The organism is Pseudarthrobacter siccitolerans, from assembly GCF_030823375.1.
In the GTDB taxonomy this organism is placed as follows: domain Bacteria; phylum Actinomycetota; class Actinomycetes; order Actinomycetales; family Micrococcaceae; genus Arthrobacter; species Arthrobacter siccitolerans_A.
Map to the genome: position 1 here is coordinate 3,902,715 of NZ_JAUSXB010000001.1, position 26,382 is coordinate 3,929,096.

A 26,382-nucleotide genomic window follows, 5' to 3' on the forward strand; every position below is an offset into this window, starting at 1 on the left:
GCCGCTACTCTACGGCCCACGCCGGCCCTCTTCCCTTTATTGGGTCATTCTGATCTAATATAACCCGGATCACACCACACAGCGGAGAAAAACCATGCAACGCATCCTTCCCCTCGTCGCTGCCTAGGCAAGGCCCCGGCTCATCGGCGAACCCGTCTCGGCCTTCGCGGACGAGGTCAAAGCAGCCCTCGAAGCCCAGCCGCACAGCAAGCTCGTCGTCTTCCCCGAGCTCCACCTCTTCGCCGACCAAAACCCGGACCTGCAGCGCACGGAAATGCTCCAGGCAAGTGCCGAGCCGCTGGACGGGCCAAGAGTCACAGAGCTCAAACGGCTCGCCAAAGACCTCAACATCTGGCTGGTCCCCGGCAGCGTCTGCGAACACGGCCCGGAAGGGCAGCTGTTCAACACCCAGCTGGTCCTGTCCCCGGACGGGGAGCTGGCCGGCTACTACCGGAAGATCTTCCCCTGGCGCCCGTTCGAGCCCTACGACCCCGGCGACAAGTTCACCACCGTGGACCTGCCCGGCATCGGCAAAGTAGGACTGAACATCTGCTACGACGCCTGGTACCCCGAGGTATCCCGCCAGCTCGCTTGGATGGGTGCCGAAGTCGTCATCAACGTCGTCAAAACCACCACCCCCGACCGCAAACAGGAACTGATCCTCGCGAGGGCCAACGCGATCGTTAACCAGGTCTTCATGGTCAGCGTCAACTGCGCCGGCCCCACCGGAAAGGGCCAAAGCATCATCGTGGGCCCGGAGGGCAACACCCTCGCCGAGGCTCCGGACGATCAACCGCAGTTGCTCACCTCTGAACTGGACCTGGCCGCCGTCGAACCTGTCCGCACGCACGGCACGGAGACCTCAACCGCCCCTGGTCGCAGTTCCGCGAGGGGGAGCCCGCCGTCGAACTTTCCGTCTACCAAGGCCGGATCAACCCGGCCACCTGGACACCGCCGTCCTACAAGCCCTAAGGAACCACCGTGGCAACAACCCTCACCCCCACGCTGAAACTGCCCTCGCTGGTCCTGTTCGGCCTGGCGTATCTCACCCCGCTGATCGTCCTGGGGATCTTCGGGATCATCGCCGAAGCCACCGGCGGCGCCCCGCCCGCCGCCTACCTGGTGGCGCTGATCGCCATGCTGTTCACCGCGCACAGCTAGGGCCGGATGGCCATCGCCTACCCCGTGGCCGGCTCCGCGTACACCTATGTGCGCCGGTCCATCGATCCCCGGGTGGGCTTCCTGGTGGGCTGGGCCATCCTGCTGGACTACCTCTTCTTGCCCATGGTCATCTGGCTCATCGGCGGCTCGTACCTGAGCGCGCAGTTCCCCGGCATCCCCATCGGGCTCTGGATCGTGGGCTTCATCGTGATCACCACGCTACTGAACATCCTGGGCATCAAGGTGGCGGACAAGGCCAACTACGTGCTGATGGCGTTCCAGCTGCTGGTCATCGTGTTCTTCGTGGCGCTGTCCATCGGCAACGTGGTGTCCACCTCCGGCGCCGGGGGACTGGTGAGCAGCCAGCCGTTCGTCAATGACACCGCCAGCTTCGCCACCATCTCCGCCGGAGCGGCCATCGCCGCCTACTCCTTCCTGGGGTTCGACGCCGTCACCACCCTCACCGAGGAGACCGTCAACCCGCGCAAGACCATGCCGCGCGCCATCATGCTCGTGGCGCTGATCGGCGGCGGCATCTTCGTGGCGGTGTCCTACGTGACCCAGCTGGTCCACCCCGCGGCGTGTTCGAGGACTCGGCCTCGGCGGCCAGCTCCATCGCCCTGCAGATCGGCGGGCAGCTGTTCGGCGCCGTGTTCCTGGCCGGCCTGGTGGTGGCGCAGTTCGCCTCCGGTCTGGCCGCGCAGGCCAGCGCCTCCCGCCTGATGTACGCGATGGGCCGCGACTCGGTCCTGCCCAAGGCGGTCTTCGGCAAGCTCAGCGAGAAGTTCCATACCCCGGTGGTGAACCTGGTGGTCACTGGGATCGTGGGCCTGATGGCGATCTTCCTGGACGTGGCCACGTCGACGTCGTTCATCAACTTCGGTGCCTTCACGGCCTTTACGCTGGTGAACGTCGCGGTGGTGTTCCACTATGTGCGCCAGCGCCGGGCCGGGCAGCAGCTGAACCCGGTGTCTCACGTGGTGGTCCCGGTGATCGGCGCCATCATCTGCGCCTACCTGCTCTCCCAGCTGGACAGCAACGCCATTACGCTGGGGGTGTCCTGGCTGGTGCTGGGTGTGATTGTTCTGGCCCTGATCACCAAGGGTTTCAAGGCCTCGCCGCCGGAGATGACGGCCACGGAGAAGGCGACGGTCGAGGCGGCCGCCTGAGCTTGGTTGCAGTTGGGCCCGCCGGGCCGAGGGAAGGAACTCTTGTGAGGATTGCGCTGGGGCAGCTGGAGTCGGGTGCCGACATCCGGGCCAACCTCGTCGCGATCGACGGGTTCGCCGCGGAGGCAGCGCGCGACGGCGCCGCGCTGGTCGCCTTCCCGGAGTACGCCACCTACGAGAAAAAGAAAGTGGACGCGACGTTCCCGGCCGTGGCCGAGCCGCTGGACGGGCCTGTCTGCCAGGCACTCGCCGCCATCGCCCGCCGGCGCCGCATCGCGCTGGTGGCGGGCGTGGTGGAGTCCTCGGACGAACCGGGCAAGGCGTACAACACGCTGGTGGCGTTCGGGCCCGACGGCGGCCGGCTGGCTTTCTACCGGAAGATCCACCTGTTCGACGCGCAGGGCTTCGGGGAGTCCACGTTTATCAAGCCGGGCCAGTCCACTGAGCCGGTAGTTTTCAAGCACGGGGGAGTGCGGTTCGGGCTGATGACCTGCTACGACCTCCGCTTCCCGGAGCTGGCCAGGTCACTGGCCGACGCCGGCGCGCAGGTTCTGCTGGTGTGCTCGTCCTGGGTGCCGGGGGAGCACAAGACGGAACAGTGGCTGGCGCTGAACACGGCAAGGGCGATAGAGAACAGCGTGTACGTGGCGGGGGTGTGCCAGGCGCCTCCGGTCTCGGTGGGGCGGAGCGTGCTGGTGGATCCGATGGGCGTTGTTGAGGTGGACTTTGGGTTGGAGCCCGGTGTGCGGACGGTGGAGGTTTCGCGGGAGGCGGTGGAGCGGGTGCGGGAGTCGTTTCCCATGTTCCGACAGCGGCGGCTGTAGAGCGCGAGCTTAGTTCTGGTTGCCGATGACTAGAGGAGCTTGGCAAGGAACGTCCGCCAACTCTAGCCATCCGTTCTGGTTTGACGAGTCCATGTGTCTCCATCCCAGTAGGCCAGCACCCCTAGGTTAGACGCTGCGATCCAACCTGCCGGGAAACCATTTGTGCCGTCGACGGAGGTGGCGCCGCTACAGGCGTGACCTGCTCCCTTGCCAGTGCCACCTGGACGGAACATGAGTGTGTCCACCTTGTCCCATTCCACTAGCGCGGTTGCCACTGCCTCGTTGTACTAGCCAGTAGCAGGACCGCGACCGAAAATATGTCGAAAGACTTCCGGTTCGACCGCTGTCACCAACCTTACCGAGGAATTCATCAATTCCACCGAGGAAACCATCAAATTCCGGACCTGCCGTGCCATGATGCTGATGGCCCTCATCGACGGCGGCATCTTCGTGGCGGGTCCTACATGACCAAGTTGGTCCACCCCGGCGTGTTCGAGGACTCGGCGTCCGCAGCCGGCGCCATCGCACTGCAGATCGGCGGGCGATTGTTCGGCGCCGTGTTTCTGGCAGGCCTTGGTTCAAGGTCACCTGAATCTCGGCAGGGTAACTTGTTGTGCCCACCCTGACTGCATACGCGTAAAATCCTGGCAATGAAAGATGTCGCGCTTTATTACCCTAAAATGACCTTTCCTCCGACCGGTTGGCTCAGCAGAACGCTTCTCTACTGGGACGAAGTGGCGACAATAGTGCCGGAGGCAGTTCAGGCGGCTGTCAGGGATGACCCCTACATGGCGGAACTGATTGATCTTGGCTTGCTTCGGATGGTAGACCCTGCGCCAACCCTATTAGACGACCAAGTTCAAAGTCAGGTGCAGAAAGCCTTCTCTGCGCTTCAAAGCGCCCCTATCGAAGAAGACCGTGCCGGCTACCAAGGTATGCGCAGCATGCGCGCTGAGAAGCTACTCTACTCAGTTCGTAGACAACTCGAAGAGCAAGGCCAAGCTTGGAGTCATGATAATGAGTCGGGTTGGCTTCGAGTACCTAGCAGCCTTGCTAGATGGTACATGCCACTGATGGCCGGCCTGATGGCGTCAAGTCTTAGTGCCGATGGCTCGATAAGCTACAAACCAATCACCGATGATCGGCGTTTTATCCAGGCCTCTAATACTGAGAGTGTATCTACCGAACGGAAACACTTCATATATCGGTCAATACATGAAGTTTTACCGGGCCCTAGTATCTCTATCCCGCCTCGCGAAATTGTAGAATTCAAAAACCAATATAGCTCTGAATTGCGCAGGCTAAGAGGCTGGATCGATGATCAGTTTCTATCATCGGTGAATATTCCCTGGACAGAAAATGATCTTTGGGAAAGGCGCATGCGCGAACGAGTTGCAGAGCAGGTCGAATTTCTCCGCGAGGGCATGAACCGACGACGATGGCCAAAAGTTTTAGTCGGCACTGTTGGTGCACTCTTCGGCAACGGGATGGGCATTGCTAATAGTAGTGTCTCAAGCGACAGCATGCTCGAGCTTGGTTTGGGATTGGGCTCCGCTACAATAGCTGCCGCCACTAGCATGCCCGCAGTCGTTGAGTCCGCCCGCCGTCCCCGCTATGATCCCCGCGCCCCACTTGCATATGCTGCGCTGACAACTACCTTGCGTCGATAGAGGCACAAATAAAGGCCAATTGACATGAATTAATTGCTATCGAGATACTGCATCTAGTTGGTGAAGTGAGCACATCGACTGCTTCCGGGCTGCGATCGGCTACTATTTGTCGCCGGATTTGTCAGTAATAGTGAGCACGCGACGCGCTGGTCGCCTTCCCCGAGTACACCGCCTACGAGAAAACGAAGGTGGACGCGACGTTCCCTCAGGTGGCCAAGCCGCTGGGATTATCAAGGGGCAGCTTGTGATTGCATGCAAATCACTACGATAGTTTTTGCCGGAGGTATACACCCGTTTAGTTCGCACCTCGGCCGCTGAGTTGAGCCTGACGAGGCGGCCAGTACCGCCCCCAGGGGGAGTTTCTGCCTATCAAAAGCGGGATGCTAGGGTTTCTGTAGGTAGCCAAGGTCTGTAGCTGGAGAAGTGTTGTAGCGCAAGCGTCCAGCCAGTCGCGGTTCATTGTGTCCTTTGATTCGAATTAAATGATTCGTGCGGCCTTGTTGTCGTCATGGCCGCTAGTGCGAGTCCTGTTTAGGAAGGCATATGACACCCGAACAGATGAGCGCCCTATTGACCTCCGTAGCTGCCTTGCTAGGTGCCATACTTTGGCCGGTGCTTGTGTTTGTTCTTGTCATCACGTTCAAGTCAGAGTTCCGCAAGCTCTTAAAGTCTGATGATGTAACCTTCAAAGCGGCTGGGTTAGAGGCTTCTTTTCAGCGCAAACGGGTGGAAGCCGCGGTAGCCCTTGGTGCCGCAACAGCCAAGTCGGCCGCAGGTCAAACGCCTGAGGCGGCAACAAGCCCAGCCCTGCTTGCCGATGCTCTTGCTCAAGCGCTTCCTGATGAGCGAACACAGAGGCTTCTTCAAGGTTCCGTTGTCCTTTGGGTGGATGATCGGCCTGAAAATAACGTCTATGAGCGACAAGCGCTTGAAGCCTTGGAGGTCACGATTGATTTGGCAAAGTCCACGGAGCAAGCACTTGCACTAGTACGGCGGCAATCATACAACCTGATAATCTCCGACATGGGCCGCCCCCCAGACAATCGGGCTGGTTACACCTTGCTCGACAAATTACGGGCGTCTGGTGATCACACTCCATTCCTCATTTACGCGGGATCCCGCCGCCCAGAGCATATTCAAGAGGCTCGTGATCATGGCGCCTTGGGGGCTACAAATCGTCCACAAGAGTTGATTCTTATGGCCGTAGCGGCTTTGGGCTCTCATCCAACTAAAGAATATGGCTGGGGGAGCCCGGACGGGAGAAAGTGATCACGCTTTTGCAATTGCTGGGTAGTCAGGTTGTCCAACACCTAACAACACCGCACTTGGCTGTAGGAGGCTCTGGTCCTCTTTAGGCCCCGTTGCCGAAATGAAGGTAGATCACTGCTCGGCAGAGGGTGAGCCGCGGTCAGGCATCCTGAGGATTAGGCAAAGTAAAGCGATCGGGTGTCGAGGAAAGATTAGCTACGGCTACCATCTCCGCCGGCGCCGCCAACTCCGCGTACTCGTGCCTGGGGTCCGACGCCGTCACCACCCTCACGGAGGAAACCATCTACCCGCTCCGGACCGTGCAGCGCGCCATCATGCTGGTGGCCCTGATCGGACGTGGCTACGTCGGTGTCCTACGTGGTGGTCCCGGTGATCGGCGCCGTCATCTGCGCCTACCTGCTCTTCCGGCTGGCTTTCTACCGGAAGATCCAGCTTTTCGACGCGCAGGGCTTCGGCGAGTCGACGTTCATCAAGCCGGGACCGTCCACTGACCCGGTGGTGTTCGAACACGGGGGAGCGCGGTTCGGGCTGATGACCTGCTACGACCTGCGGTTCCCGGAGCTGGCCAGGTCACTGGCAGACGCCGGCGCGCAGAGGTCCTGCTGGTCTGCTCGTCCTGGGAGCCGGGGGAGTACAAGACGGAGCAGTGGCTGGCTTTGAACGCCGCGCGGGCGAGCTTTGTCCAGTGCTCATCATATCAGTTCTAGTATTTGGCACATTTTTGGGTCTGAAGTGAACAGCCCAAAGCAAAGGATGCCAAATGTAAACCACCAGCCAAGCCATTGTCCCGAGCGTGGTCTTTGTTTACTTTTGCTCAAATTCGCCGCCTTCCTAATAAGGAGGACGCACCCCGGATGTCTGTAGCGTTTACCAGAAGCCGAGAGTGCTTCAGGGCATGCGGGGCCCGTTACCTAAGCCTGATTGTTCTTAAAAGCGCCGTCGCTAGTTGAAGGTGGTTCATAAGGAAGGCCATTCAAACGACAAGCTTCATAGGAAACCCATTTGCCTTTGGTTGGTTCAACGGCAAAGGACGCCCGTCTGAAATTATAGTTTCTGTCCGCCCGGGCTGAAACGTGCATTGTGTCCATGAATGAGTTGTAAATGAACCCAGGACGTTCTTCATAGAAGATGTCAAAGCGCACATAATCATGGAAAGCGGCGCCGCTAAAATCGGACTTTCCGAATACTGTACGTGCAAAGGATGTTCGCCCAAGAAAAACGGCGCGTTGGAACGAAACATTGTTACTGCTTCCTCCATGAAACATGGTGGGCCCACGGAATACAGTCCTCTTAAAGGAAGCCCTTCGAATCACTGCATCTTCCATTATGAAGTCATTGAGTTCAGCACGATCAAGATCAAGGTCAGTGTCGGGCCAAGAAGGTTTCCCCTCTGCATCTTTCTTAAATCCCTCCGCGATCAGACGCTGTACCGTCCGACGCACTTCCCCATCTGCCGGATCATCAATATCAGCATCGGCCGTGTTGCTGCTTGTCATCTTCAAGTGAGGGAGGCGGAGATAGGCGCATAGTACATCGACACACGACTGCCGCTGCTCTGTCCAGTCTGTAGCAAGGTGTGCCATGGCGTTGACACCGGCAAGGCGGACTGCAGCTGAATCATGTCCAATCTGCTCAGCAGCGGACACATACCGCGCACGCAATTCTCGCTCTTGGTCATATTGCCGACGGCTGTGCTCAGTGTCGAAGGCCAGAGCATAGGTGCGGTACGCGTCTACAACTCGCTGCTGGTCCGCGTGCAGTTGCTGTTCCTTCAAGCGAAGGCTTCGGAGCGCCACAAAGACTGCACCGGCGGCAGTGGGAACCCCAATCAGAGTAACGGCGGTGCGTGCCGCTTCGGCTGGGGGTATTTCTAGATGTTCCTTGACAACGATGAAGACCACCACCCCAAGCCCGCCAGCAAGAAGCACAGCCAGGATCACACCGACAACTAGAGTCCACAGCTTCCCAGGCTTTGGGTCGGGGCGGTCCTGGGGTCCAGGCCGCTGCATGTCAAGACGTGGGGTAACCGGGGGCGAGGTCATAGCTTCCTTCTGCTCAATCGCAGCAGGGCAACGACTGCGAACTTCTCAAAGCCATTCTCCCAGGCCGAAAGCACCCACCGGCCGTGCCAGGTGCGTGCTTTCCCGATGAGTTTCCTGTTCGGTGCCGTGTTCCTGGCCGGCCTGGTGGTGGCGCAGTTCGTCTCCAGCCTCGCCACGCAGGCCAGCGCCTCCCGCCTGCTATCGGTCTTGGGCCGCGACTCCGTCCTGCCCAAGGCGGTCTTCGGCCGGCTCAGCGAGAGGTTCACACCCCGGTGGCGAACCTGGTGGTCACGGGCCTCGTGGGCTGGTCGCGGTCTTCTTGGACGTCGCGACGTCGACGTGGCAGGGGTGTGCCAGGCCCCGCCGGTGTCTGCGGGGCGGAGCGTGCTGGTGGTCCCGATGGGTGTCGTTGAGGCCGGCCTTGGGCTCGGGCCCTGTGTACGGACGATGGAGGTCTCGGTGGAGACGGTGGACCGGGTGCGGGAGTCGTTCCCTATGTTCCGGCAGCGGCGGATAGGAACTTTCATCGACCTAACCTGACGGGTCACACCCTCTCAACTCCTGCAAGCTCCAGGCGCGCACGCATTTCGGCCCCAAAGTCAGGGTCGACATAGACGCAGTAAGCATAGTGTCCCCATATAAAGCTCATGAATTCCTGATCAGAGGAAAACCCTCTATGAATCCCGTGGTCGGCGAGTCCATTTTTCTCAAGGCCGTATAAATGGGCACGTATCGAATTCTTGTAGTTTCGGTTAAGCCATACAGAATCCTGACCGACGCAGAGGCCAAGAACCCTATGCTCTTGGCCGGAACGAGTAACCCGAGTTTTGCGCTCATTCATTGTAAAACCAGAAACGTGTATGGCACCCTTAAGATCTCGTAGGATGGAATTGCATTCGCTCCGACTTACGGCGTGGCCCGTTGAAAAGGTAATATCGTCCGCATATCGGGTGATGACTCCGCCCCACCTCGTGGCCACCTCTCCCAACAACTGATCTAAACCAATGCAGACAAGGTTGGAAAGCTTGCCGCTTGTCGAAGCCCCCTGTGGAAGCCGCCCCGACTTCAGAAGCTCGTAGACCACCCCTTTCTCGTCGGGTCCGCGGAGAGTCACCTCGTGGCCGACCGACGAAATCAAGGACATCTCGAATGCTAGCAATTTGGGATAGCCGAAACCGACAAAAGTTTTGTACATTGCACTCGAGCTTATGGAGCCGAAGAAATCGGCGAGGTCGAGTTGAATCATGGTCTTGGCGCCTACATGGCGACGAGCCGCTTCCAGCGTGTTCCGACGGGATTCATAGGCATATGACAAATCAGAGGTTGGCCTTTTGGGGAGACAATTTTCCAGAATAGCCAGTTGCAGAGATTTGAGGTGGGCTGAGGGCGCATGAATAGTTCTAAACCCCTTCCCGGAGTGCTTTTTAAGTTTCCTAGCTGAATAGTGCGCACGATGGTTGAAGATAATATCGCGAGCAGCCTCATACGGCACCTTGGCCACCGTGCAAAGGTGCGTAAGAGTGTACAGCGGTATAACGTGTGAGGATCGAGTAAGGCGATCAATTTCTCGAATTTCTCGCAATAACTGTGGCGAGCCTCCTCGAGCGAAAAGCGCAGTGCTGTAGGCGTGAGGCGAGGCGATTCCTACCATTGATTTCCCTCATGCCGGAGAAATTCAGATTGAATTTCGTAGGCCTTGATCAGTTTATCCGGTTATATATATTCTTGGCAGAAGCGACGGCATGAAGCAACTATCCACCTACACAAACCAAATTGGCATTGTGCATAAAGGTCTGGCTGAAGCCAAATCTCCGGGTTGAAGCCGATGTCGCGCTTGCTTGCGGATATGTGCCGACTAAATTAGACGACTAACTAGGTTTACCTCACCCCACGCAAAGACTGAGGATAGTATGTGACGTTGCGCGCGTCAACTTTACGCTTCATGTATCGCCGAGCGGAAGCATAATCGGCTTGATTACTCTTGCGCCCGTATGTCCGCACAGAATTCTCGCCTTCTTTTGTGGCAGTGAAGTCAGCAGTGAGCCATCCCAGTGCTATCAGTTGCTGTTCCGCCTGACGAAAACGGTGGTAGGAGATGTTGCTCGAAAGGATCGCCTCCTCGCGAGCAGTCCCGGCCACCGCAAGCACTAGAATCCCCCATTTCGCATCTCCACGTTTGATCGGCCGGTTGGCGGCTACCAATAGGTGCTGCTTTCGTATGCGTTGCTCGTGGCGTTCTTTCGCCTCTGTGTGCTGAGGGTTATAGCGAGTATCGTGGAGGATAACTTCGTTTATATCCGGCGGGATACGTTTGCCGGGGAATAGTGGCACATATTCTTCGCTCCCGGAAGATGAGTACAAAAAGTCGGGAACAGTGTTGGGACACGACGACCCGAGCAAGACCGTTCGTGAAGCTATTTTCCCGAAGCCGAGACCCCTAGTATGTTTTTTCTTATTTCTGGGATCACCATACTTTTTGAATAGGTCGAAGAGTTGTTCGCGCGATTCAAGCTCACCTAAGTCGTGAAAAGTCTGCGTCAAATTCAGGTAGAAAATGTTCAAATGATCAACTAATGATCGCTTAACTAACTTGTTGATATTTCCACACGTCGGTGGCATCGTGCTTGCCCAGGTTGTAATTGCCTCAGTGCCGGCTTTTGTGGCGGTCCAGGCTATTACTGAGATTCTAACGTCGCAATTTGAGAAGGGTCCGGTAGTGCAGAACGCAGCCAGCCTATCAAGAGCATCGATTACTTGTTTTCCTGACCCTATGTTGTCAGTTATTAAGATGAAGTCAATTTTCTGCGAGGACTCCTTGAGTGCGTTGATTTCATTTCGAGTGCGAACTATAGGGTTAAGTTTCCTTGCTGCTGCATACCTGTCTTGGACACGCCGGTACTCGCTTCTAATGATCACATCCAAGAGCTTTTCGGACCCCGAGTCGTAGTCGCGGACTTCGGATGGGTAGTAATCCTGATAAAGTTCTGGCTCGCGTTCTGGTTCTTGGTCCTTAGCTTTTTGGTCGCGCCAATAACGCTTGACATCCTCGAATGGGATAACTGATTCAATAACTATCTGCGATTGCCTACGAGTAGTTACGTCCACTTTCTCCATCAACGCTTCTGATAGATCGTGAGCAATTTCATCGTTGGTAGCGAAGCGCAATTTTGAAAGAATGAGTTCCGCAAGGGGACGTTCGGCGGTATTGAATTGGCGCAGCCAGGACGAGATCGATGGACAGTTGAGCATGTCGTAAGATTAGAGGCAACCTGGCCGGGACCCAAGTTTGAAAGCTCTGGCTTCGAGAGCCCAGCTCTGCTCCAACGATGGCAGCCAATTCTCGAGTGTCACGATTACAGGCGTAGGACTCAGACTTGAGGTTACACATTACTGGTTGGTTGGTTTTCTCCCAACTACCAATTAGCCTGGCGCAGTGGAAGAAAATGATGGGGGACGCGCTGGATTACACCTGAGTGAGGGGCTGTACGAACTCCTGCACACACAAAGTCTTGAAAATCGGTTAGCGCTTGTGCCGACCCTGCAGGCAGGGCTCTTTGACGTGGATGACGAGGATGTGCCTGGTATTCTCTCCCGCCAGATCGGGGACGCCGTTCATCAGGCCTTATCCAAGGCGCCACCGGAGCAGCGGGTGGCGCTCGCCAACCGCCTTCTCGCGGAGATCAACTATCCCGACCGCATAACGGGGGGCCCCACGGAGCTTCGTTACCTTCAACGTCCTGACGTCGTTAGACACCGTCAATTGCGCCGTCCTACGACGAGGCTTAGCGATTCGACTCTGCTTACTAACAGCAAGGATGATCCGAACCTCGCTGCGGAGCTCCGGGCCGAAATAGAGTCCGCAAACGCCGTCGAATTGCTCTGTGCCTTTATCCGATGGACGGGTCTGAGGCTCCTTCAGCCAGCCCTTGAGCAACTCAAAGAACGCGGCACTAGGCTGCGCGTCATCACCACCGCTTACATGGGCGCCACCGAGCGCAGGGCAATCGACGAACTCGTCATCCGCTACGGGGCAGAGGTGAAAATTAGCTACGAAACCCAGGCTACCCGGCTCCACGCCAAGGCCTGGCTGTTCCGACGAAACTCCGGATTCGACACCGCCTACGTCGGCAGCTCCAACCTGAGCCAGGCCGCGCTGTTGGATGGCCTGGAGTGGAACGTCCGGCTTAGTTCCATAGCTACGCCCGCTCTCCTGCAGAAGTTCGAGGTCACCTTCGACAGCTACTGGGAGCAGCGTGCCTTCCAAACCTACGATCCGGAACGCGACGGCGAAAAGCTGGACGCTGCACTGGAGCGCAACGGCGGACGTCGCACCGCGGCCCCAGACGTCGCCACTGGGCTTGAGGTTCAGCCGTTCTTGCATCAGGAGGAGATGCTGGAGGACCTGGAAGCGGAGCGCCTCAAAGGCTACAACCACAACCTCCTGGTTGCAGCCACCGGCACCGGAAAAACAGTCATCGCAGCGCTTGACTACAAGCGGTTGTCCGATGCCGCCGGCCGCGACCTGAAACTGCTCTTCGTCGCCCACCGGCAGGAGATTCTCAAACAGGCGATGCGCACTTACCGAGACGTCATGCAGGACGGCGCCTTCGGTGAACTCTATGTGGGGGAGCACAAGCCGCAAGAGTGGAAGCACATCTTCGCCTCGGTCCAGTCACTGTCCTCGCTCGGCATCGAGCAGCTGGAGCCGGACTTCTTCGACATTGTCGTTATCGATGAGTTCCACCACGCCATGGCGCCCACCTACCGCCGCTTAATCGACCACCTCAAACCTCAGCAGCTCCTCGGACTAACGGCAACACCGGAACGCGGCGACGGCGTCGACGTCGCCAAGCAGTTCTTCGACGGCCGGACCGCCAGCGAACTGCGGCTGTGGGACGCGCTGGACGCCGACCTGCTGGTGCCGTTCCACTACTTCGGCGTCTCCGATGACGTCGACCTCAGCCAATTGGAATGGAAACGCGGCAACTACGACACCACCCAGCTGAGCGCACTCTACACCGGAAACGACGCCCGCGCGGCTAAAGTAATCCGCGAACTTAGGGACAAGGTCACCAGCACAGACCAGATGCGGGCCATCGGCTTCTGCGTCTCCGTCCAGCACGCCCGCTACATGGCCGAGGTGTTCAACCGGGCCGGCATTGCTTCCGTCGCTGTCGACGGCACCACTGACAATACCGACCGGGAGGAAGCCCTCAGGCGCCTGGGGCAGCGGGAGATCAACTGCATCTTCGCCGTCGACCTTTTCAACGAAGGTTTGGACCTGCCGCAGGTGGACACCATCCTGCTGCTCCGGCCCACGCAGAGTGCGACGATCTTCCTCCAGCAGCTGGGACGCGGGTTGCGCCGTGCGGAGGGCAAAGCGGTGCTGACGGTCCTGGACTTCATAGGCCAGCAGCGCCGTGAGTTCCGCTTTGACCTGCGCTACCGGGCACTGACCGGCTACGGCCGCAAGGAGCTGGAGAAGGCTGTCGAGGACGAGTTCCCGTACCTGCCGTCCGGCTCGCAGATCGTGCTCGACCGGGTGGCGCAGAAGGTGGTGCTGGACAACATCAAGGCACAGCTCCGCTTCAACCGGGCGCAGCTGGTCCGGGACATCGCCTCATACGCCGAGACCGAGCTGGAGGCCTATCTGGAGTGGTCAGGGAAGGATGTGAAGTCGATCTACCGGTCCACAAGGGACTCGTGGACCGGGTACCTCCGCCAGGCAGGGCTGATCGAAGGGTTCTCGCCCCTGGAGACCGTGCTTCGCGGGAAGATCAGGGAGCTGTCGGACGCAGAGGAAAAGAAGCTGCTGAACCGCATGGCTGCGCTTATTCACGTGGACGATCCGGACCGCGCCGCGGCCTATTCGATGCTGGTTGCTCCCGACGCGCCCCGCTACGCGGAGCTTGGCATGCGCGAGCAGGCTTTTGCACGAATGCTCTTTTACACGCTATGGGATGACGGCGGCGAGTTTACATCGTACGACGACGGCCTGGACCATCTGCGCGGGTACCAGTTTGTGTGCCGCGAGATACGCCAGGTGGTGAAGCTGGGAGTGGCTGCATCCAAACACGCAGCCAAGAGCCTGGGCGCGGGGCTTCAGCACATCCCGCTGCTGTCACACGCCACCTACCGGCGTGAGGAAATTCTGGCAGCTCTTCAGTACGGGTCTCTGGAGCAGGGCAAGAACGTCCAGCACCGCGAGGGCGTTGCGTGGTGTCCGGCGACGTCCACCGATGCCTTCTTCGTCACCCTGAACAAGGACGACAAGAAACACTCAGCTACCACGATGTACAAGGACTACGCCATAAGCCCGGAACTCTTCCACTGGGAGTCGCAGAATGCGACGTCACCGACGAGCCCGACTGGTCGCCGCTATCTTGACCGGGCTTCCCATGGTTCGAAGATTCTAATCTTCACCAGGGACACGGCTGACGACGAGACCGGCCTGACAGTTCCGTACACGTGCTTGGGCCAGGTGGACTATGTGCAGCACATAGGGGAGAAGCCGATCGCGATCACGTGGAAGCTGCATAGGCCGATGCCAGCGAACGTTTATGCGACCGCAGCAGCGGTGGCACAGTAGTTTTGTACTGAAGTCAAGCAAACTCGACATGTTCCTCATTACGGTCGCAAAAGACTGCAGAAGATCTCGGCTGTCATGGAGTCGGGAGCCCGTGAATGACATTTCGTTCGTCGGAATCTACTCGCTTTAGGGATGCCTGCACGGTTCTCCCAATGCTATCAATCATCCAAAGAGGTCAACCTGACGCGTGGGGGACCATTTCAGTGGCTCAGCATATACGGTCTTCGGGGCTTGTTCTTATGGCTGCGTGTTACGGTGAGCTAATGTCGGATAAAACCGTATTGCAGTTGCTTCGAGAGTTCGTTTTGGAGCGGGAGTGGGGACAATTCCACAGCAGCGCCAACCTAGCCAAATCGATCTCGATCGAGTCGGGCGAACTTTTAGAATGCTTCCAGTGGGGCGAGGAGGCGGATCCATTGCGGGTGCGGTCGGAACTGGCCGACGTCTTGACGTATGCCTACCTCTTGGCCGATCGTCTGGGCCTTGACCCCGACACGATCGTGACCGAGAAACTCGAGGAGTCTCGGACGAAGTACCCGGTGGAAAAGGCCCGGGGGCGGAGTTCGAAGTATGACGAGCTTTAGGATTGAACGACGGAGCTTTTCGCCTCACGAGATCGAGCTATTGAGCCGTAGCGGCGACCACTTCACCAACTGGCCTGTCGTATATACGCTAAGTGATTCAAGGGACGTATACATCGGTGAGTCGACAAGCGTAGTTTCTCGCATGCGCCAGCATTTTAAGTCTCTTGAAAAGAGCGGCTTGCACAGGATGCATCTAGTCATCGATGATACCTTCCATAAATCTGCCTGTCTTGATCTTGAGTCTTTCCTAATCAGGCTTTTCGCCGGCGAAGGGCGCTACCGGGTGTTAAATGGAAATGCTGGGGTTAGCGACTCAGACTATTACGACCGTGCAAAGTACAGAAGCTCTTTCGAGAAGATATTTGAGGAACTCCGCCGAGAAGGAATGTTTGAACGATCGATTTCCGAGATCGTGAACGGTGACCTCTTCAAGTTTTCGCCTTTTAAAGCTCTTAACCAAGATCAGGCGGGTGCGGTTGGAGAAATTCTTGATGGCCTTCTGAATGATATTGAGCGTGGAAAACCGAGCACCAGCGTAATTCAGGGGGATCCCGGCACAGGGAAGACAATCATTGCCATATATCTCATGAAACTGTTGGTGGACATCCAGCTTTCTGAGGAAGGCGAAAGCTTCGACAGTGATTCAATCTTTTCTGACTACTTTGTGGAAGGCAATCGGGACCTCATTGCCAATCTCAAGATCGGCCTAGTGATCCCGCAACAGTCGCTACGTTCTACCATAAAAAAAGTTTTCAATAAGACGCCCTCTCTTCAGCCTGGTATGGTGCTGAGCCCGTTTGACCTCTCACCCTCCGAAGAGCCCTACGATCTGCTGATAGTGGACGAGGCGCACAGGCTTAGTCAACGCGCAAACCAGCCCTCCGGTCCCCAGAACAAGAAATTTCGCGAGATCACCGAAACTCTATTTGGCAAAGATGACCTTTCGATCACTCAGCTGGACTGGGTTCGTAAGAGCAGCAAGCACCAGATCCTGCTGGTGGATGGTGAACAGAGTGTTAGGCCCGCGGACCTGCCGAAGGACTTAATTCGGTCCCTCATAGCAAGTTCGCAAGCTGAGAAGAAGTTTTACCGTTTGCATTCACAGATGCGGGTCCAGGGCGGAACGGACTACATCAGTTATATCCGTGGAATACTTTCGTCAAACCCGCCAGTGCGAACAGAAATCACTAATTATGATTTTCGGTTGTTCGATAATATCGGGGATATGCAGCAGGCAATACGTAGGCGAGAATCAGAGGTGCAACTGGCGAGACTAGTCGCAGGCTTCGCTTGGCCGTGGAAAACAAAGGCCGATCCTAATGCTTTTGACATCGAGATTGACGGCCATCGTCTTCGCTGGAACCAGACTCAAACTGATTGGATCAACTCGAGAACGTCTGTGGATGAGGTAGGTTCTATCCATACAATTCAGGGTTACGATCTGAACTACGCAGGTGTCATCATCGGACCCGATTTACGTTTTGATCTGGGCGCTCAGTCTATTGTTGTCGATCGAGCTAGCTACTTCGACAAAAAAGGTAAGGAAAATAACCCTAAGCTTGGACTCGTTTATACAGATGACGATCTGCTTAGATACATTACCAATATCTACGCGGTCCTTATGACGAGGGGCATGCACGGGACATACGTTTATGTGCATGACAAGGCCCTCCGCGAATACCTGCGCCAATTCATTCCTCAAGGGACTGGACGTAGTCGGAATGATATTTCCCGATGATGATTATCTCTTGCAACGAAGTGCCATTTTCGTGTTTTTTCGCCTGTACATGGGACCAGCCCTGTGCCAAGCCCTCTGAACTTGGCGTTGATAAAGCCCGTCCACGCTGCGGGCGTGATCATTTCCGGGCGGAGCCCATCAGGCGAACGCCAATGGTCTCGTGAAGCGGTCCATACAGGACTAGGTCTAGCGTGATGTCCACATTCGTGCTGGAGGTTGCCATGAGCCCTGTGCAGGTGTGCCAGCCCCGAGGTGGACATCGCCGGGTGCGAGCTATGCGGGCTCTTCACGGTTCGTGGTGAATGTTCTGCGGTGATGGGTGTTCATGCCGCCGTCCTGGCGGCACTGCGCAACAGGATACGCGTTTTGTAGTTGCGTGCGTTGGAAAATCCCCGGCCTGTCCTTTTGATGTGCTTGATCGCGGTGTTGTTGGCTTCCACTTTCGCCGTTGTCGCGCCGGTGACAGTGAGGACCTCAATCTCTTTCCACCACCGGCAGACCGTTCGCCAGAGCCAGTTGGTCTCGGGCTGAGCGGCCCGTTTGACCAGGGCCTGCAGGCGCTCTTTGGTAGCGGCTGCCTCGGCGAGGGATCCCGGTGGCGAGCAGGGTCGGGAGCTGTTCTTTGACCAGCCAGGCGGCCTGCAGTTTCCCGGTAGTGTCGTCGGTCGTGAACACGGTGCTGAGCCTGTTCCTGGCCCGGTCCGAGAGCGTGTCCCCGGCGTGCAGGAGCAGTCTGCGGTTGGCCCAGACCGGGTCGATGGGCCCGCCCCGCCGGCCATGCACCTGCTGCTTGAGGCGTTGCCGGACTTCGGTGAGCATGTCGTTGCCCAGCTCGACCAGGTGAAATGCGTGGACCGAGACAGCGGTGCGCGGAAGCCAAGTCCGCAGGGCCTTGCGGAACGCCGCCGAGGGGTCGATCGCGACAACCCGGACGCCCAGGCGCCACCTGGGCGGACGGGCAAAGAGCCACTCCCCGACGCCTTCGCTGTCGCTGCCGTCCACGATCCCCAAGACCTGCCCGGTGTCGAGGTCGATGATGGTGGTCATCCATGGTTCGTAGCGTTTCCAGGCCTTGGTTGACCTGCCTGATGGTTTGGCTGCCGGCTATTCGCAGCCCACGCCGTCCCCATCCCTGTCTAGGCCATAGATGTCCGACCCGACGACGGTGACAGGTCCCCTCACGTATGCAGGACCGTTGCCGCTGCCCCCGGCGCAATCAACGTCAGATGTGACGGGCACACATGCACCCGCGTAGTTGGAGTCGCAACCGGATGGGGCAGCGGGGGCAGCGGGCTGAACGGGCGCCGGGGCTTTTGCGGCTGCGGCGGCCGCGGCTGCTGCAGCAGCGGCTTGCTGCTGGCGGGCGGCTTCTGCTGCAGCAGCTTCCTGGCGGGCCTGCTCCGCGGCGGCCTGCACTGCTGCCGCCTTTGCAGCTGCTTCCTGGGCTGCTTTGTCGGAGGCCGCCTTCTCTGCATCGGCCTTCGCGGCCCCGGCCGCCCGCGCGTCCGTTACCCGCTTCGATTCCGACTGCTCCATCCACAGCAGACTCCCTGCGTCGCTCTTGGTGCAGATGAAGACCTTCGGCGCATATTTTTCAGTCGCATTCTCGGTGACGCACGCGGATGACGCAGGCGCAGTTCGAGTAGGAGTTGGCGTCGCAGTCGCGGACTCGCTTGTCAGCGCCAGGGTGGACGAGGCAGGTGATTGCCCGCATGCGCTCGCTGAAATGACTACAGCGACCGCCAGAACCCCACCAGCCAGGCGCCGTCGGGAAAGCCATGAACGGGGCGAGGTCCCGATCATCCGGGAAAACTTATTGTCGACCGACTTTCGCCCTTGATTGCTTCCAAGACGTGTATTCATTTATTGCCCCCATGGTTCGAATAGATGGCACACCAGTGTTATGCCGCGGAACCTGGTCATCGCCGCCAACCGGTTGTTGGCTACGGCCAGCGGTGGAGTTCGGGTGAAATTGCTGGGCGAATATGCCGTTGAATCAGCGCGCGAGGTGCGTCGGAGGAGTGCGGGAAGACCAGGAACATGGAAACAATCCTGACTTCCAAGCCTCAAAGCCTCCGCAGTTTCTTCCCAGCTTTGGCGCAAGAACACGGACCACTGACTCAGCTTCTCTGTATTCCCTTACAGCCCGGGCGCGTCGGGCCATGAGTTCCTTGCGCCGGGTTGCGCGTGGTCGGCGTCACAGATGCTGTCCTCCCTGGGCGACGGTGTCGGCGCCCAGGGAATACCCAGTCAGGGCCCATCCGCTCCAAGGCTGCCTCGGCCAGCAGCCCGATAGAGCTCTGGCTGACGCTGGGCAGCCAGCCGATAAGGCAGTCCACCTGGAGCCCTCGGAATCGACCAGCTCCTGCATGATGTTGGCGCGCGCCGTGGCCAGCGCTATCCACGAGGCGCAGTCCAAGGTCCCCACCGGCCCGGCATAACCGTTGCGAGGATGTTCGCCCGCAACCCGGCCCGGTGCAGGGGGCGCGGGCTTCGAAGACCATCATGTTCACCGAACGAAAGGAACACCACGAAGGCAGCATCAGCAGGGTGCTTCGGGTCACCGGCTGCAAGGGAATCTACTACCTGAACGGGACAAAATCAGACAAGGCACTCTCCATCCCGCTCTGGGATTCCGAGGATGCCATGGCTGCCAGCCGGGAGGAAGCGAATGAAATCCGCAAGGAGAGCAGCGAGGACGAAAAAGTGCAGATCGCCGACGTGGAAGAATTCGAGGTCACCGTCAGCAGTCTCGGCGACTGATTGGCACGGTAAATCAGGGCACAGCAGGGAAGGCTCGGAGCCCGGCCGGCCGACGTCGGGCAGATAGGCAACGAGCAGAGGCATGTCCTGGCCGATCCCGAAGGCAATGAGTTCTGCCTCCTGCGTACGCGGCTCTAGCCCTGACCCGAAAGACGTGCCGGCAGCTACAACCTCCGGGAGTTTAGGGCGTCGAACTGCTCCTGCCAGTGGGACAGTTCGCTGTCCATGTAGCGCCTGTGCGGGGCCTTCCAAGTTGGCCAGATTTCGGAGGGAAGTTTGGCCTCGGGCCGGTGGGGCACCTGCTTTGACACCCGTGATCTCGGCGGATGGATTCGACCGAAACCCGCTCGTCCGTCCAGTCGAGCGCCTCTTCGAAGGACCCCGGCAATTGGAATCCCCGGCATATTGACGGTTTGCGGCCGGAGGAATAGCGTCTGCATTAACGGGGTCATTCACCCTGTTTCCACGAAATGAGGCGCCGGATCCGGGCCCGTCTGCAAGCCTACGGCGCCAGGCGAGGAGGATTCTGTGTCGTGGCAAATGTCCGGAACATATGTGGGCAACTGCACCTGCCAGCTTATTTGTCCGTGCCCCGTGGACGGCCAGCCCACCGGACCTGGAGGCGAGTGCCGCGGCTTTAATGTCTTCCATATAGTAAAAGGAAACCTTGATGACACGGACCTGTCCGGTGTCAACTTCGCGTTCGTCAACTGGTTCCCCACCCATCTGACCGCGGGGGGCTGGAAGGTGGGCGCCGTCGTCGACGAGTCCGCATCAGGCGCCCAGGTGAACGCGCTGGAAACCATCCTTCGCGGTGAGGCCGGGGGTCCCTTCGGTGACCTGGCCGGGCTGTACGGCGAATGGCTGGGGGTGGAGCGCGCCACTGTCTCATTCATGGACGGCGAGAGGCCTTCCGGCTCCGTCTCGGACAAGGCTCAGGCCACGTTCGAGCCGCTGCCCGGACCCGACGGTGGCGTGACCACGGTGAAGAACGCGATGTACGGCTTTGCTCCCGAATTCCGGGTGGGCAAGGCGCCCGGGCGAGTCGACCTGTTCGGGCTGGGCTTCGACGGCGTGTACGGCGAAACTGCCGACTTCATGTTTGCCACCGAGATGGCGGAGGGCGCCCCTAAGGGCCGGGGCTAAACGGTCTGCCCCGTGGAACGCAGGAAGTTGTTCGGGAACGGAACCGGTGGGGCGATGGCGAAGGCCCCCCGCGTTGATCTGCCGGAGGCCGGCCTCGTGGCGGTCCTGCTCTTGCTTGCCGTTGCCAGCTGGGTGTTTACGTCCACGCAGCTGACGGGGATGGACATGGGCACCTGGACCGCCCCGGGGCCGCCGGGCTTCTTCACCCTGACGTGGGTGGTGATGCTCGCAGCCATGATGTTCCCGTCAGCGGCGCCGATGGTGGTGGCGTACCACCGGATCCAGCACCACCGGCGGCATGCCGGCCGGTACGCGCCGGTAGGGTCCACCGTCGTCTTTGTGGCCGGATACCTGGCATCATGGACCGCGTTCGGGCTGGTGGCCTATGTGCTGTACGAGTGGGCGGCAGTGCTGGCGCCGGGAGTTTTTGCTCCGGACCGGGGAGGCCGCTACGTCGCTGCCGGTGTCATCCTCATGGCGGCCCTTTATCAGCTCACACCGGTCAAGAATGTGAGCCTCATGAAATGCCGCTCGCCTATGGACTTCATCCTGCACCGGATGCGGCCCGGCTACGCGGGAGCCCTGCGGATGGGCATGGAGCACGGTGTCTGGTGCGTGGCATGCTGCTGGGCACTGATGACGGCGCTGTTCGCGCTCGGCGTGATGAGTGTCGGCTGGATGGCCCTGATCGGCGCCTTTATTGCGGGGGAGAAGATGCTGCCGTGGAGGCGGACTGCCAACCGCCTTGTTGCGGTGGCACTGGCCGTGATCGCGCTGGGCCTGGCATTCGTTCCGGCGGCGGCGACTAACGGGATGGGGATGTAGGCTGCTGAGGCGGACAGCAGGATCCTGGAGGAGAGCAGCCAGACGAACAGGACCTAGATCGTCTCCTGGAGGAATTCCTGCGCCCGTAGGAAACACCGTCTAAACGGCGGTTGCTATCCCCTGAACCGGGACCACCTCAACCTGGACCCGCGTCCCGGAACTTCTGCATTGGGCGGGGTCGGTGCGGTCGCGAGTATTTGTTCTGCTGTTTTGGTCCAGGTGAAGGGTGTGGGACTGGTGTTCCACTCGTTGACCCATTTGCGGATCTTGGTTTCGAGCGCCTGGACGCTGTGGTGGTCGCTGCGGCGCAGCAGGTCCTCGGTGACGAAGCCTAAGAACCGCTCGCCCTGGTTTTTGTTGCGAGTGAAATCGAGCATGTTGCGACGATCGTTGGAAACCGCCCAAGTGGCCGCCGTCGCCCTTCCCCTTCCTTCGTGGTGGAGCGCCGTTGTAGGGTCAGGGCGTGATCGTCCCTGATATTTCCCAGAACGCCGTGGCCGTCGCGGATCACTACGACGAGCTCGATCCCATATACCGTCGCGTGTGGGGGGAGCATGTCCACCACGGGCTATGGGCCACGGGCAGCGAGACATCCGCCGCGGCCGTCGAGGCGCTGGTGGACACAGTCGGCGATCGGCTGGACCTCATGCCCGGCCAGGCGGGGGTCGACATCGGCTGCGGCTACGGCTCCACCGCAAGGCATCTCGCGGTGACGCGAGGGATCCGCGTAACGGGCTTCACGCTTTCGGCCGAGCAGGCCGACTACGCCGACGCGCATCCCGTACCCGCCGTGGACATCCATGTCCGCGACTGGCTTGTCAACGGGCTGGCGGATGCCTCGGCCGATGCCGCCTGGGCGATCGAGTCGAGCGAGCACATGGTCGATAAGCCCACGTTCTTCGCCGAGGCGCACCGCGTGCTGGCACCCGGCGGCCGCTTCGTCATCTGCGCGTGGCTCGCCGAGACCGACGCCCATGGGTGGAAGATCCGCCACCTGCTCGAACCGATCTGCCGCGAAGGGCGCCTGCCCTCGATGGGCACGCGGGAGGAGTATGAGGCGATGGCAACGACCGCCGGCTTTACGATCACCGGCTATGAGGATGTCAGCCGCCGCGTCGCCCGCACCTGGCCGATTTGCGCTGGCCGGCTCTTGAAAGCCATGCTCGTCGATCCCGAGACACGCCGCCTCGCCCTTGGCGCGCGCAACCGCATCGCCTTTCTGAGCATTCCCCGCCTGATACTGGCCTACCGCACCGGTGCGATGCGCTATGGGATATTCACGCTATCGAAGGCGGGGGAGAACGGGGCACGACGTGAACCCGGCATATCAACGCAGCAGCAAGCTGTCTGACCGGACTTAGGGGCGAACGGGAGTGGCCGCTTCGTTTCCCACCACAGTCGTCCAGGGGCGGGCGGTCCATGAGGATACGAGACCGCCGGTGACATAGGGATCGGCGGCTGCGAAAGCTCTTGCAGCCTCCACTGGATTCTCGCCGGTGAAGATCAGCAACCCACTGAAAGGTCCGTCACCAACGGCTCCGCCCAGCAGAAGCTTGCCCCGTTCGACTGCTTCCCACGCTGCCCTGAGGTGGTCTGTGCGGTATTTTTCGCGGGTTTCAAGGTAGTTGTCCTCGTAGGTGTACTCGAGCACGGCGTGCATGGGTGTCTCCATTTCGTTCACCGGTTTCAATCGTTGTAGGAGCAGCGTACCCAGCGAGCCTAGTTTCGACATTCTCAACCACCGCTAGACCGCAGCCTCCTCAACGTTCTACCCCGCATCCCTGAACTTCTGCACCTGCTCCGGATCGGCGCCGTCCTCCGTCACCGAAATCCAGGGCAAAGCGAGGCGTGCCCAGACCTGGAACGGCCGCATACTCCGCAGCCGGCCGCCGAAAAGTCCACCTCGATGCCCTCGGAATCGGCGAGAGCCTATGCCAGCACATCGAGCGCTTCGCCGGAACCATTCCAGGGCCTCATCAAGGACTCCCGTTGCGCACAAGTGGCAAACGACTTAGTTGGACTTGGTCCTAACGGCATCAGGGTCTAGCCAGGCGAAGGCTTTGAGAATTCGTGCTGCGCCCTTTGGATACTAAACGCATGAGTGACAGGTCAAAGCGTTACATGTAACGTTGGGCTATGAGCGTTAGGGATCGGGTTGCCCGGCATCGTGTTGCCATGCGAGAACGGGGCTTCCGGCAGATTCAGATGTGGGTGCCGGACGCGCGCACGGACGAGTTCAGGCGCGAGGCCGAACGTCAGGCGCTGGCGGTTGCCGCTGCCGACCGTGCCTGCGACGATCAGGACTTCGTCGAACAGATCTCGGAAGACTTGCCGGAGTGAATCGCGGTGAGCTCTGGACAGTATCAGGCGGAACGCATGCGCAGAAACCGCGGCCGGCGCTCATCATCCAGGATGACTTGTTCGCGGCATCAGAATCGATCACCCTCCTCCCGCTGACCTCGCACCTCACGGACGCTCCATTGCTCCGGCTGACGGTGAACCCCAGCCCCTTGACAGGGTTGGCACAAAACAGCCAGATCATGGTGGACAAGCTGACAACGGTACGACGCGCTAACCTCGCCCAGCGAATAGGCAGAATCGATTCCGAAACCATGGTTGCTGTTGAGCAATCGCTCGCCGTCTTTCTCGGCCTGGCACGCTGATGGAGGACGACGGGCCAGCCCGCTGGTCACGGCGGGCAGGAACACCACGGTGATTCCCGGCGTCGTGCCTGAACAGATCGCGGAACTGAAGCCGCACGCCGTCGCTGTGGTCGGGGAACTCCTAGCCCTCGCGGTCGATCTGCAGGTAGCTGAGTCCGCTGACGTCGAGCCAGAACTGGGTGGGAGTCTCCACCAGGCGCAACAGGACGCCTTCGCAGGAACTGCAGCGCACTACAATGCCCGGGGCGTCAGCGTAGACCTTTGCCTCCGCGAAGGCCCGGACGGCGCCGCAGTGCTTGCACCGTCCGATCGCCGCGATGAGATCGATGCGGAACACTTCCCACAGGGGTCCTGCCGCCGCGTTTCCATCGAGATGAGGGATCGGGTTGCGCTCACTACCGGCGATGTCCCGGTCCTCAGGGCCCGGGTTCTCAGCTCCCGGGGAAGCGTGTTTGCCGGTCACTGGGTTCCTCCCGTTCCGCCGAAGCGTTCAGTCTTGATCGAGGCGGCGGGATAGCCTGCCTCGACCAGCCATTCTGCGACCGTTTCGACGAATACTGTCTGACCGCAGATGAAGGTGTCGGGTGCGGGGTCCGCGGGCAGGATACTCGCCAGGAGGACCTCCGCCGTGAGCCGTTTCGGTGCGGTCTGCCATCCCGGTGGCGCTTCGCGTGTGTAGACGTAGTCGACGGTCAGTTTGGGGGATTCCCGGCTCAGGGTGAGCAGCTCGTCGCGGTAGAACCCCGCCGCGGGTGACTTGAGCGAATACAGCAGCCGGAACTGGGACGGGTTTTCCGACGCCTCATGCGCGCGGATCATGGACATCAGCGGCACGATGCCGGATCCGCCGGCGATCAGCTGCACCGGGTTCGTGTCCGTCGGCCGCCAGACGAACCAGCCGCCCACAGGGCCACGGATCTCCAGCTGGTCGCCGATGGCAACATCCCTGACTAGATAGGGGGAGACTTCACCGTCAGGCAGCTCGTCAACGGTGATCTCCAAGAGCTCATCCATGCCGGCCGTCGCCACGGAGTAGGAGCGGACAGCCGAATAACCGTCTTCTGCCGTAAGGCGGATATCGATGTGCTGTCCGGCGAGGTTGCCCATCAAGCCGCCAACCCGCAGGCCGATTGTTCTGGCCGTTTCCGATTCGGGCACCCGGCTGACGACTTCGGCGACGCGCCACAGGCCGCTCACGGGTCCGGCCTCATGAATACCGCTCTTCACGCCACGGGTCGCCGTGGAGGTGGTACCCGTTGGATTCCCAGAAGCCCGGGATATCGTCCGGCGTCAGTTCAAGGCCGTTGACCCACTTTGCGCTCTTCCAGAAGTACAAGTGCGGCACGAGCAGCCGGGCGGGGCCGCCGTGGGCGCGCTCCAGCGGCTCACCGTCGAATTCCCAAACCACCCAGGACCGGCCGCCCAAGAGATCCGCCAGCGGGACATTGGTGGTGTAGCCGCCATAGGAGTGGGCCGTCGTGTACCGGCAGCTCGTTTCCACATCCTCGAACAACGTGTCCAGGGATACTCCGCGCCACGAGGTGCCCAGCTTGGACCAGCTGGTCACGCAATGGATGTCGGTGGGGATATCAACCTGCGGAAGGTCCATAAACGCCTCCCACGACCAGGCATGGCGCCGACTGGCTTCAGTGGTGATGAATAATTCCCAGTCCTGCGTGGGGATGTGGGGTGCAGGGCCGGCACTCAGGACCGGAAAACTCGCCGTCTCGTATTGGCCTGGCGGTACGGCAGGGTCGCCGCCGTGCCGTTTCCCATGAAAACCGGACGAAATGATGCCCATCATGCACCTCCAGTGCGGAGCTTCCGGTCGACTCTGATCGGTTCCCCAACGATAGGGCAAGTGCCCGGCAGGGTCTAGGGACGGGCCGTTTGCAGCTCGCGGCGATAAAATCGCTGTAGGGGCACGATCGAACCGTTC

General features: G+C 59.7%; 28 protein-coding genes and 2 pseudogenes. 19 read left to right on the top strand and 11 right to left on the bottom strand.

Features of this window, described 5'->3' with window-relative positions; translation table 11 throughout:
• Positions 1 to 4: 4 nt before the first annotated feature.
• Positions 5 to 250, bottom strand: a complete 246-nt coding sequence (locus QFZ36_RS18185; RefSeq protein WP_306638434.1) for a hypothetical protein — start codon at positions 248 to 250, stop codon at positions 5 to 7.
• Between QFZ36_RS18185 and QFZ36_RS18190 the strand changes: the two genes are divergently transcribed.
• From QFZ36_RS18190 to QFZ36_RS18225, 8 genes are all read left to right on the top strand, one after another.
• On the top strand, positions 143 to 1,009 hold the full coding sequence (locus QFZ36_RS18190) for a carbon-nitrogen hydrolase family protein (RefSeq protein WP_306639266.1): 867 nt from the start codon (positions 143 to 145) through the stop codon (positions 1,007 to 1,009). The genes QFZ36_RS18185 and QFZ36_RS18190 overlap by 108 nt on opposite strands.
• On the top strand, positions 982 to 1,161 hold the full coding sequence (locus QFZ36_RS18195; protein ID WP_306638435.1) for a hypothetical protein: 180 nt from the start codon (positions 982 to 984) through the stop codon (positions 1,159 to 1,161). Before QFZ36_RS18190 ends, QFZ36_RS18195 begins: the two co-directional genes overlap by 28 nt.
• 6 nt (positions 1,162 to 1,167) lie before the next feature.
• On the top strand, positions 1,168 to 1,884 hold the full coding sequence (locus QFZ36_RS18200) for an APC family permease (protein ID WP_306638436.1): 717 nt from the start codon (positions 1,168 to 1,170) through the stop codon (positions 1,882 to 1,884).
• The gene (locus QFZ36_RS18205) at positions 1,800 to 2,330 is read left to right on the top strand and encodes an APC family permease (RefSeq protein WP_306639267.1); all 531 of its coding nucleotides are present in this window, start codon (positions 1,800 to 1,802) and stop codon (positions 2,328 to 2,330) included. Before QFZ36_RS18200 ends, QFZ36_RS18205 begins: the two co-directional genes overlap by 85 nt.
• Before the next feature lie 44 nt (positions 2,331 to 2,374).
• Complete coding sequence (locus QFZ36_RS18210) at positions 2,375 to 3,154, top strand: carbon-nitrogen hydrolase family protein (protein WP_306638438.1); 780 nt, start codon at positions 2,375 to 2,377, stop codon at positions 3,152 to 3,154.
• Between the two features lie 650 nt (positions 3,155 to 3,804).
• On the top strand, positions 3,805 to 4,824 hold the full coding sequence (locus tag QFZ36_RS18215; RefSeq protein WP_306638439.1) for a hypothetical protein: 1,020 nt from the start codon (positions 3,805 to 3,807) through the stop codon (positions 4,822 to 4,824).
• Between the two features lie 543 nt (positions 4,825 to 5,367).
• Entirely contained in the window at positions 5,368 to 6,093 is a 726-nt protein-coding gene (locus QFZ36_RS18220) for a response regulator (protein WP_306638440.1), read from the top strand.
• A 336-nt stretch (positions 6,094 to 6,429) separates the two neighbouring features.
• Positions 6,430 to 6,753, top strand: a complete 324-nt coding sequence (locus QFZ36_RS18225) for a nitrilase-related carbon-nitrogen hydrolase (protein WP_306638442.1) — start codon at positions 6,430 to 6,432, stop codon at positions 6,751 to 6,753.
• Between the two features lie 251 nt (positions 6,754 to 7,004).
• Here the strand turns inward: QFZ36_RS18225 and QFZ36_RS18230 are convergent, their stop codons facing one another.
• A complete protein-coding gene (locus QFZ36_RS18230; protein WP_306638444.1) occupies positions 7,005 to 8,033 on the bottom strand; it encodes a pentapeptide repeat-containing protein in 1,029 nt (342 codons plus the stop codon).
• A 207-nt stretch (positions 8,034 to 8,240) separates the two neighbouring features.
• On the opposite strand from QFZ36_RS18230, the gene QFZ36_RS18235 reads away from it, so the two are divergent.
• On the top strand, positions 8,241 to 8,675 hold the full coding sequence (locus QFZ36_RS18235) for a hypothetical protein (RefSeq protein WP_306638446.1): 435 nt from the start codon (positions 8,241 to 8,243) through the stop codon (positions 8,673 to 8,675).
• Between the two features lie 4 nt (positions 8,676 to 8,679).
• Here the strand turns inward: QFZ36_RS18235 and QFZ36_RS18240 are convergent, their stop codons facing one another.
• Both QFZ36_RS18240 and QFZ36_RS18245 read right to left on the bottom strand, forming a co-directional pair.
• Positions 8,680 to 9,636 (bottom strand): reverse transcriptase family protein, encoded by a 957-nt coding sequence (locus tag QFZ36_RS18240; protein WP_306638448.1) that lies wholly within the window; start codon positions 9,634 to 9,636, stop codon positions 8,680 to 8,682.
• A 377-nt stretch (positions 9,637 to 10,013) separates the two neighbouring features.
• Positions 10,014 to 11,384: a phosphoribosyltransferase-like protein gene (locus QFZ36_RS18245; protein WP_306638450.1), complete on the bottom strand. Its 1,371-nt coding sequence runs from the start codon at positions 11,382 to 11,384 to the stop codon at positions 10,014 to 10,016.
• Positions 11,385 to 11,604: 220 nt separating this feature from the next.
• Here QFZ36_RS18245 and QFZ36_RS18250 point away from each other — a divergent pair, with 220 nt between their 5' ends.
• The 3 genes from QFZ36_RS18250 (at position 11,605) to QFZ36_RS18260 (ending at position 17,046) form a co-directional block, all read left to right on the top strand.
• Positions 11,605 to 14,724, top strand: coding sequence for a DUF3427 domain-containing protein (locus QFZ36_RS18250; RefSeq protein ID WP_306639268.1), 3,120 nt, complete (start codon positions 11,605 to 11,607; stop codon positions 14,722 to 14,724).
• Positions 14,725 to 14,987: 263 nt separating this feature from the next.
• Entirely contained in the window at positions 14,988 to 15,308 is a 321-nt protein-coding gene (locus QFZ36_RS18255; protein WP_306638452.1) for a nucleotide pyrophosphohydrolase, read from the top strand.
• Between the two features lie 142 nt (positions 15,309 to 15,450).
• On the top strand, positions 15,451 to 17,046 hold the full coding sequence (locus tag QFZ36_RS18260; RefSeq protein ID WP_306638454.1) for a DNA/RNA helicase domain-containing protein: 1,596 nt from the start codon (positions 15,451 to 15,453) through the stop codon (positions 17,044 to 17,046).
• A gap of 323 nt (positions 17,047 to 17,369) precedes the next feature.
• On the opposite strand, the pseudogene QFZ36_RS18270 reads toward QFZ36_RS18260, so the two are convergent.
• Together QFZ36_RS18270 and QFZ36_RS18275 are read right to left on the bottom strand one after the other, a co-directional pair.
• A pseudogene (locus QFZ36_RS18270) lies at positions 17,370 to 18,126 on the bottom strand (ISL3 family transposase); the annotation flags it as partial.
• 24 nt (positions 18,127 to 18,150) lie between these two features.
• Positions 18,151 to 18,582, bottom strand: a complete 432-nt coding sequence (locus QFZ36_RS18275; RefSeq protein ID WP_306638458.1) for a hypothetical protein — start codon at positions 18,580 to 18,582, stop codon at positions 18,151 to 18,153.
• A gap of 969 nt (positions 18,583 to 19,551) precedes the next feature.
• On the opposite strand from QFZ36_RS18275, the gene QFZ36_RS18280 reads away from it, so the two are divergent.
• The 4 genes and pseudogenes from QFZ36_RS18280 (at position 19,552) to QFZ36_RS18295 (ending at position 21,780) form a co-directional block, all read left to right on the top strand.
• On the top strand, positions 19,552 to 19,809 hold the full coding sequence (locus QFZ36_RS18280) for a hypothetical protein (protein ID WP_306638460.1): 258 nt from the start codon (positions 19,552 to 19,554) through the stop codon (positions 19,807 to 19,809).
• A 33-nt stretch (positions 19,810 to 19,842) separates the two neighbouring features.
• A pseudogene (locus QFZ36_RS18285) lies at positions 19,843 to 19,947 on the top strand (VOC family protein); the annotation flags it as partial.
• Between the two features lie 390 nt (positions 19,948 to 20,337).
• Positions 20,338 to 20,955, top strand: a complete 618-nt coding sequence (locus QFZ36_RS18290; protein WP_306638462.1) for a DUF1326 domain-containing protein — start codon at positions 20,338 to 20,340, stop codon at positions 20,953 to 20,955.
• A gap of 54 nt (positions 20,956 to 21,009) precedes the next feature.
• Positions 21,010 to 21,780: a DUF2182 domain-containing protein gene (locus QFZ36_RS18295; RefSeq protein WP_306638464.1), complete on the top strand. Its 771-nt coding sequence runs from the start codon at positions 21,010 to 21,012 to the stop codon at positions 21,778 to 21,780.
• A gap of 113 nt (positions 21,781 to 21,893) precedes the next feature.
• Here QFZ36_RS18295 and QFZ36_RS18300 read toward each other — a convergent pair whose 3' ends face one another.
• Positions 21,894 to 22,157, bottom strand: coding sequence for a hypothetical protein (locus QFZ36_RS18300; RefSeq protein WP_306638465.1), 264 nt, complete (start codon positions 22,155 to 22,157; stop codon positions 21,894 to 21,896).
• A gap of 86 nt (positions 22,158 to 22,243) precedes the next feature.
• Here QFZ36_RS18300 and QFZ36_RS18305 point away from each other — a divergent pair, with 86 nt between their 5' ends.
• Positions 22,244 to 23,131, top strand: a complete 888-nt coding sequence (locus QFZ36_RS18305; RefSeq protein ID WP_306638466.1) for a class I SAM-dependent methyltransferase — start codon at positions 22,244 to 22,246, stop codon at positions 23,129 to 23,131.
• A gap of 6 nt (positions 23,132 to 23,137) precedes the next feature.
• Here QFZ36_RS18305 and QFZ36_RS18310 read toward each other — a convergent pair whose 3' ends face one another.
• Entirely contained in the window at positions 23,138 to 23,440 is a 303-nt protein-coding gene (locus QFZ36_RS18310; protein WP_306639270.1) for a YciI-like protein, read from the bottom strand.
• 476 nt (positions 23,441 to 23,916) lie between these two features.
• On the opposite strand from QFZ36_RS18310, the gene QFZ36_RS18315 reads away from it, so the two are divergent.
• Both QFZ36_RS18315 and QFZ36_RS18320 read left to right on the top strand, forming a co-directional pair.
• Positions 23,917 to 24,120 carry an antitoxin MazE-like protein gene (locus QFZ36_RS18315; RefSeq protein WP_306638467.1) on the top strand — a complete coding sequence of 68 codons (204 nt, stop codon included), beginning with the start codon at positions 23,917 to 23,919 and terminating at the stop codon, positions 24,118 to 24,120.
• A complete protein-coding gene (locus QFZ36_RS18320; RefSeq protein WP_306638468.1) occupies positions 24,117 to 24,443 on the top strand; it encodes a type II toxin-antitoxin system PemK/MazF family toxin in 327 nt (108 codons plus the stop codon). The genes QFZ36_RS18315 and QFZ36_RS18320 overlap by 4 nt, the downstream gene beginning before the upstream one ends.
• A 121-nt stretch (positions 24,444 to 24,564) precedes the next feature.
• On the opposite strand, the gene QFZ36_RS18325 is transcribed toward QFZ36_RS18320, so the two are convergent.
• From QFZ36_RS18325 to QFZ36_RS18335, 3 genes are read right to left on the bottom strand one after another with little or no spacing between them, the layout of a single operon-like run.
• Positions 24,565 to 24,906 carry a DUF6510 family protein gene (locus tag QFZ36_RS18325; protein WP_306638469.1) on the bottom strand — a complete coding sequence of 114 codons (342 nt, stop codon included), beginning with the start codon at positions 24,904 to 24,906 and terminating at the stop codon, positions 24,565 to 24,567.
• Positions 24,903 to 25,670, bottom strand: coding sequence for a ferredoxin reductase (locus tag QFZ36_RS18330; protein ID WP_306638471.1), 768 nt, complete (start codon positions 25,668 to 25,670; stop codon positions 24,903 to 24,905). Before QFZ36_RS18330 ends, QFZ36_RS18325 begins: the two co-directional genes overlap by 4 nt.
• Positions 25,651 to 26,244 carry a molybdopterin-dependent oxidoreductase gene (locus QFZ36_RS18335; protein WP_306638472.1) on the bottom strand — a complete coding sequence of 198 codons (594 nt, stop codon included), beginning with the start codon at positions 26,242 to 26,244 and terminating at the stop codon, positions 25,651 to 25,653. Before QFZ36_RS18335 ends, QFZ36_RS18330 begins: the two co-directional genes overlap by 20 nt.
• Between the last annotated feature and the right edge of the window lie 138 nt (positions 26,245 to 26,382).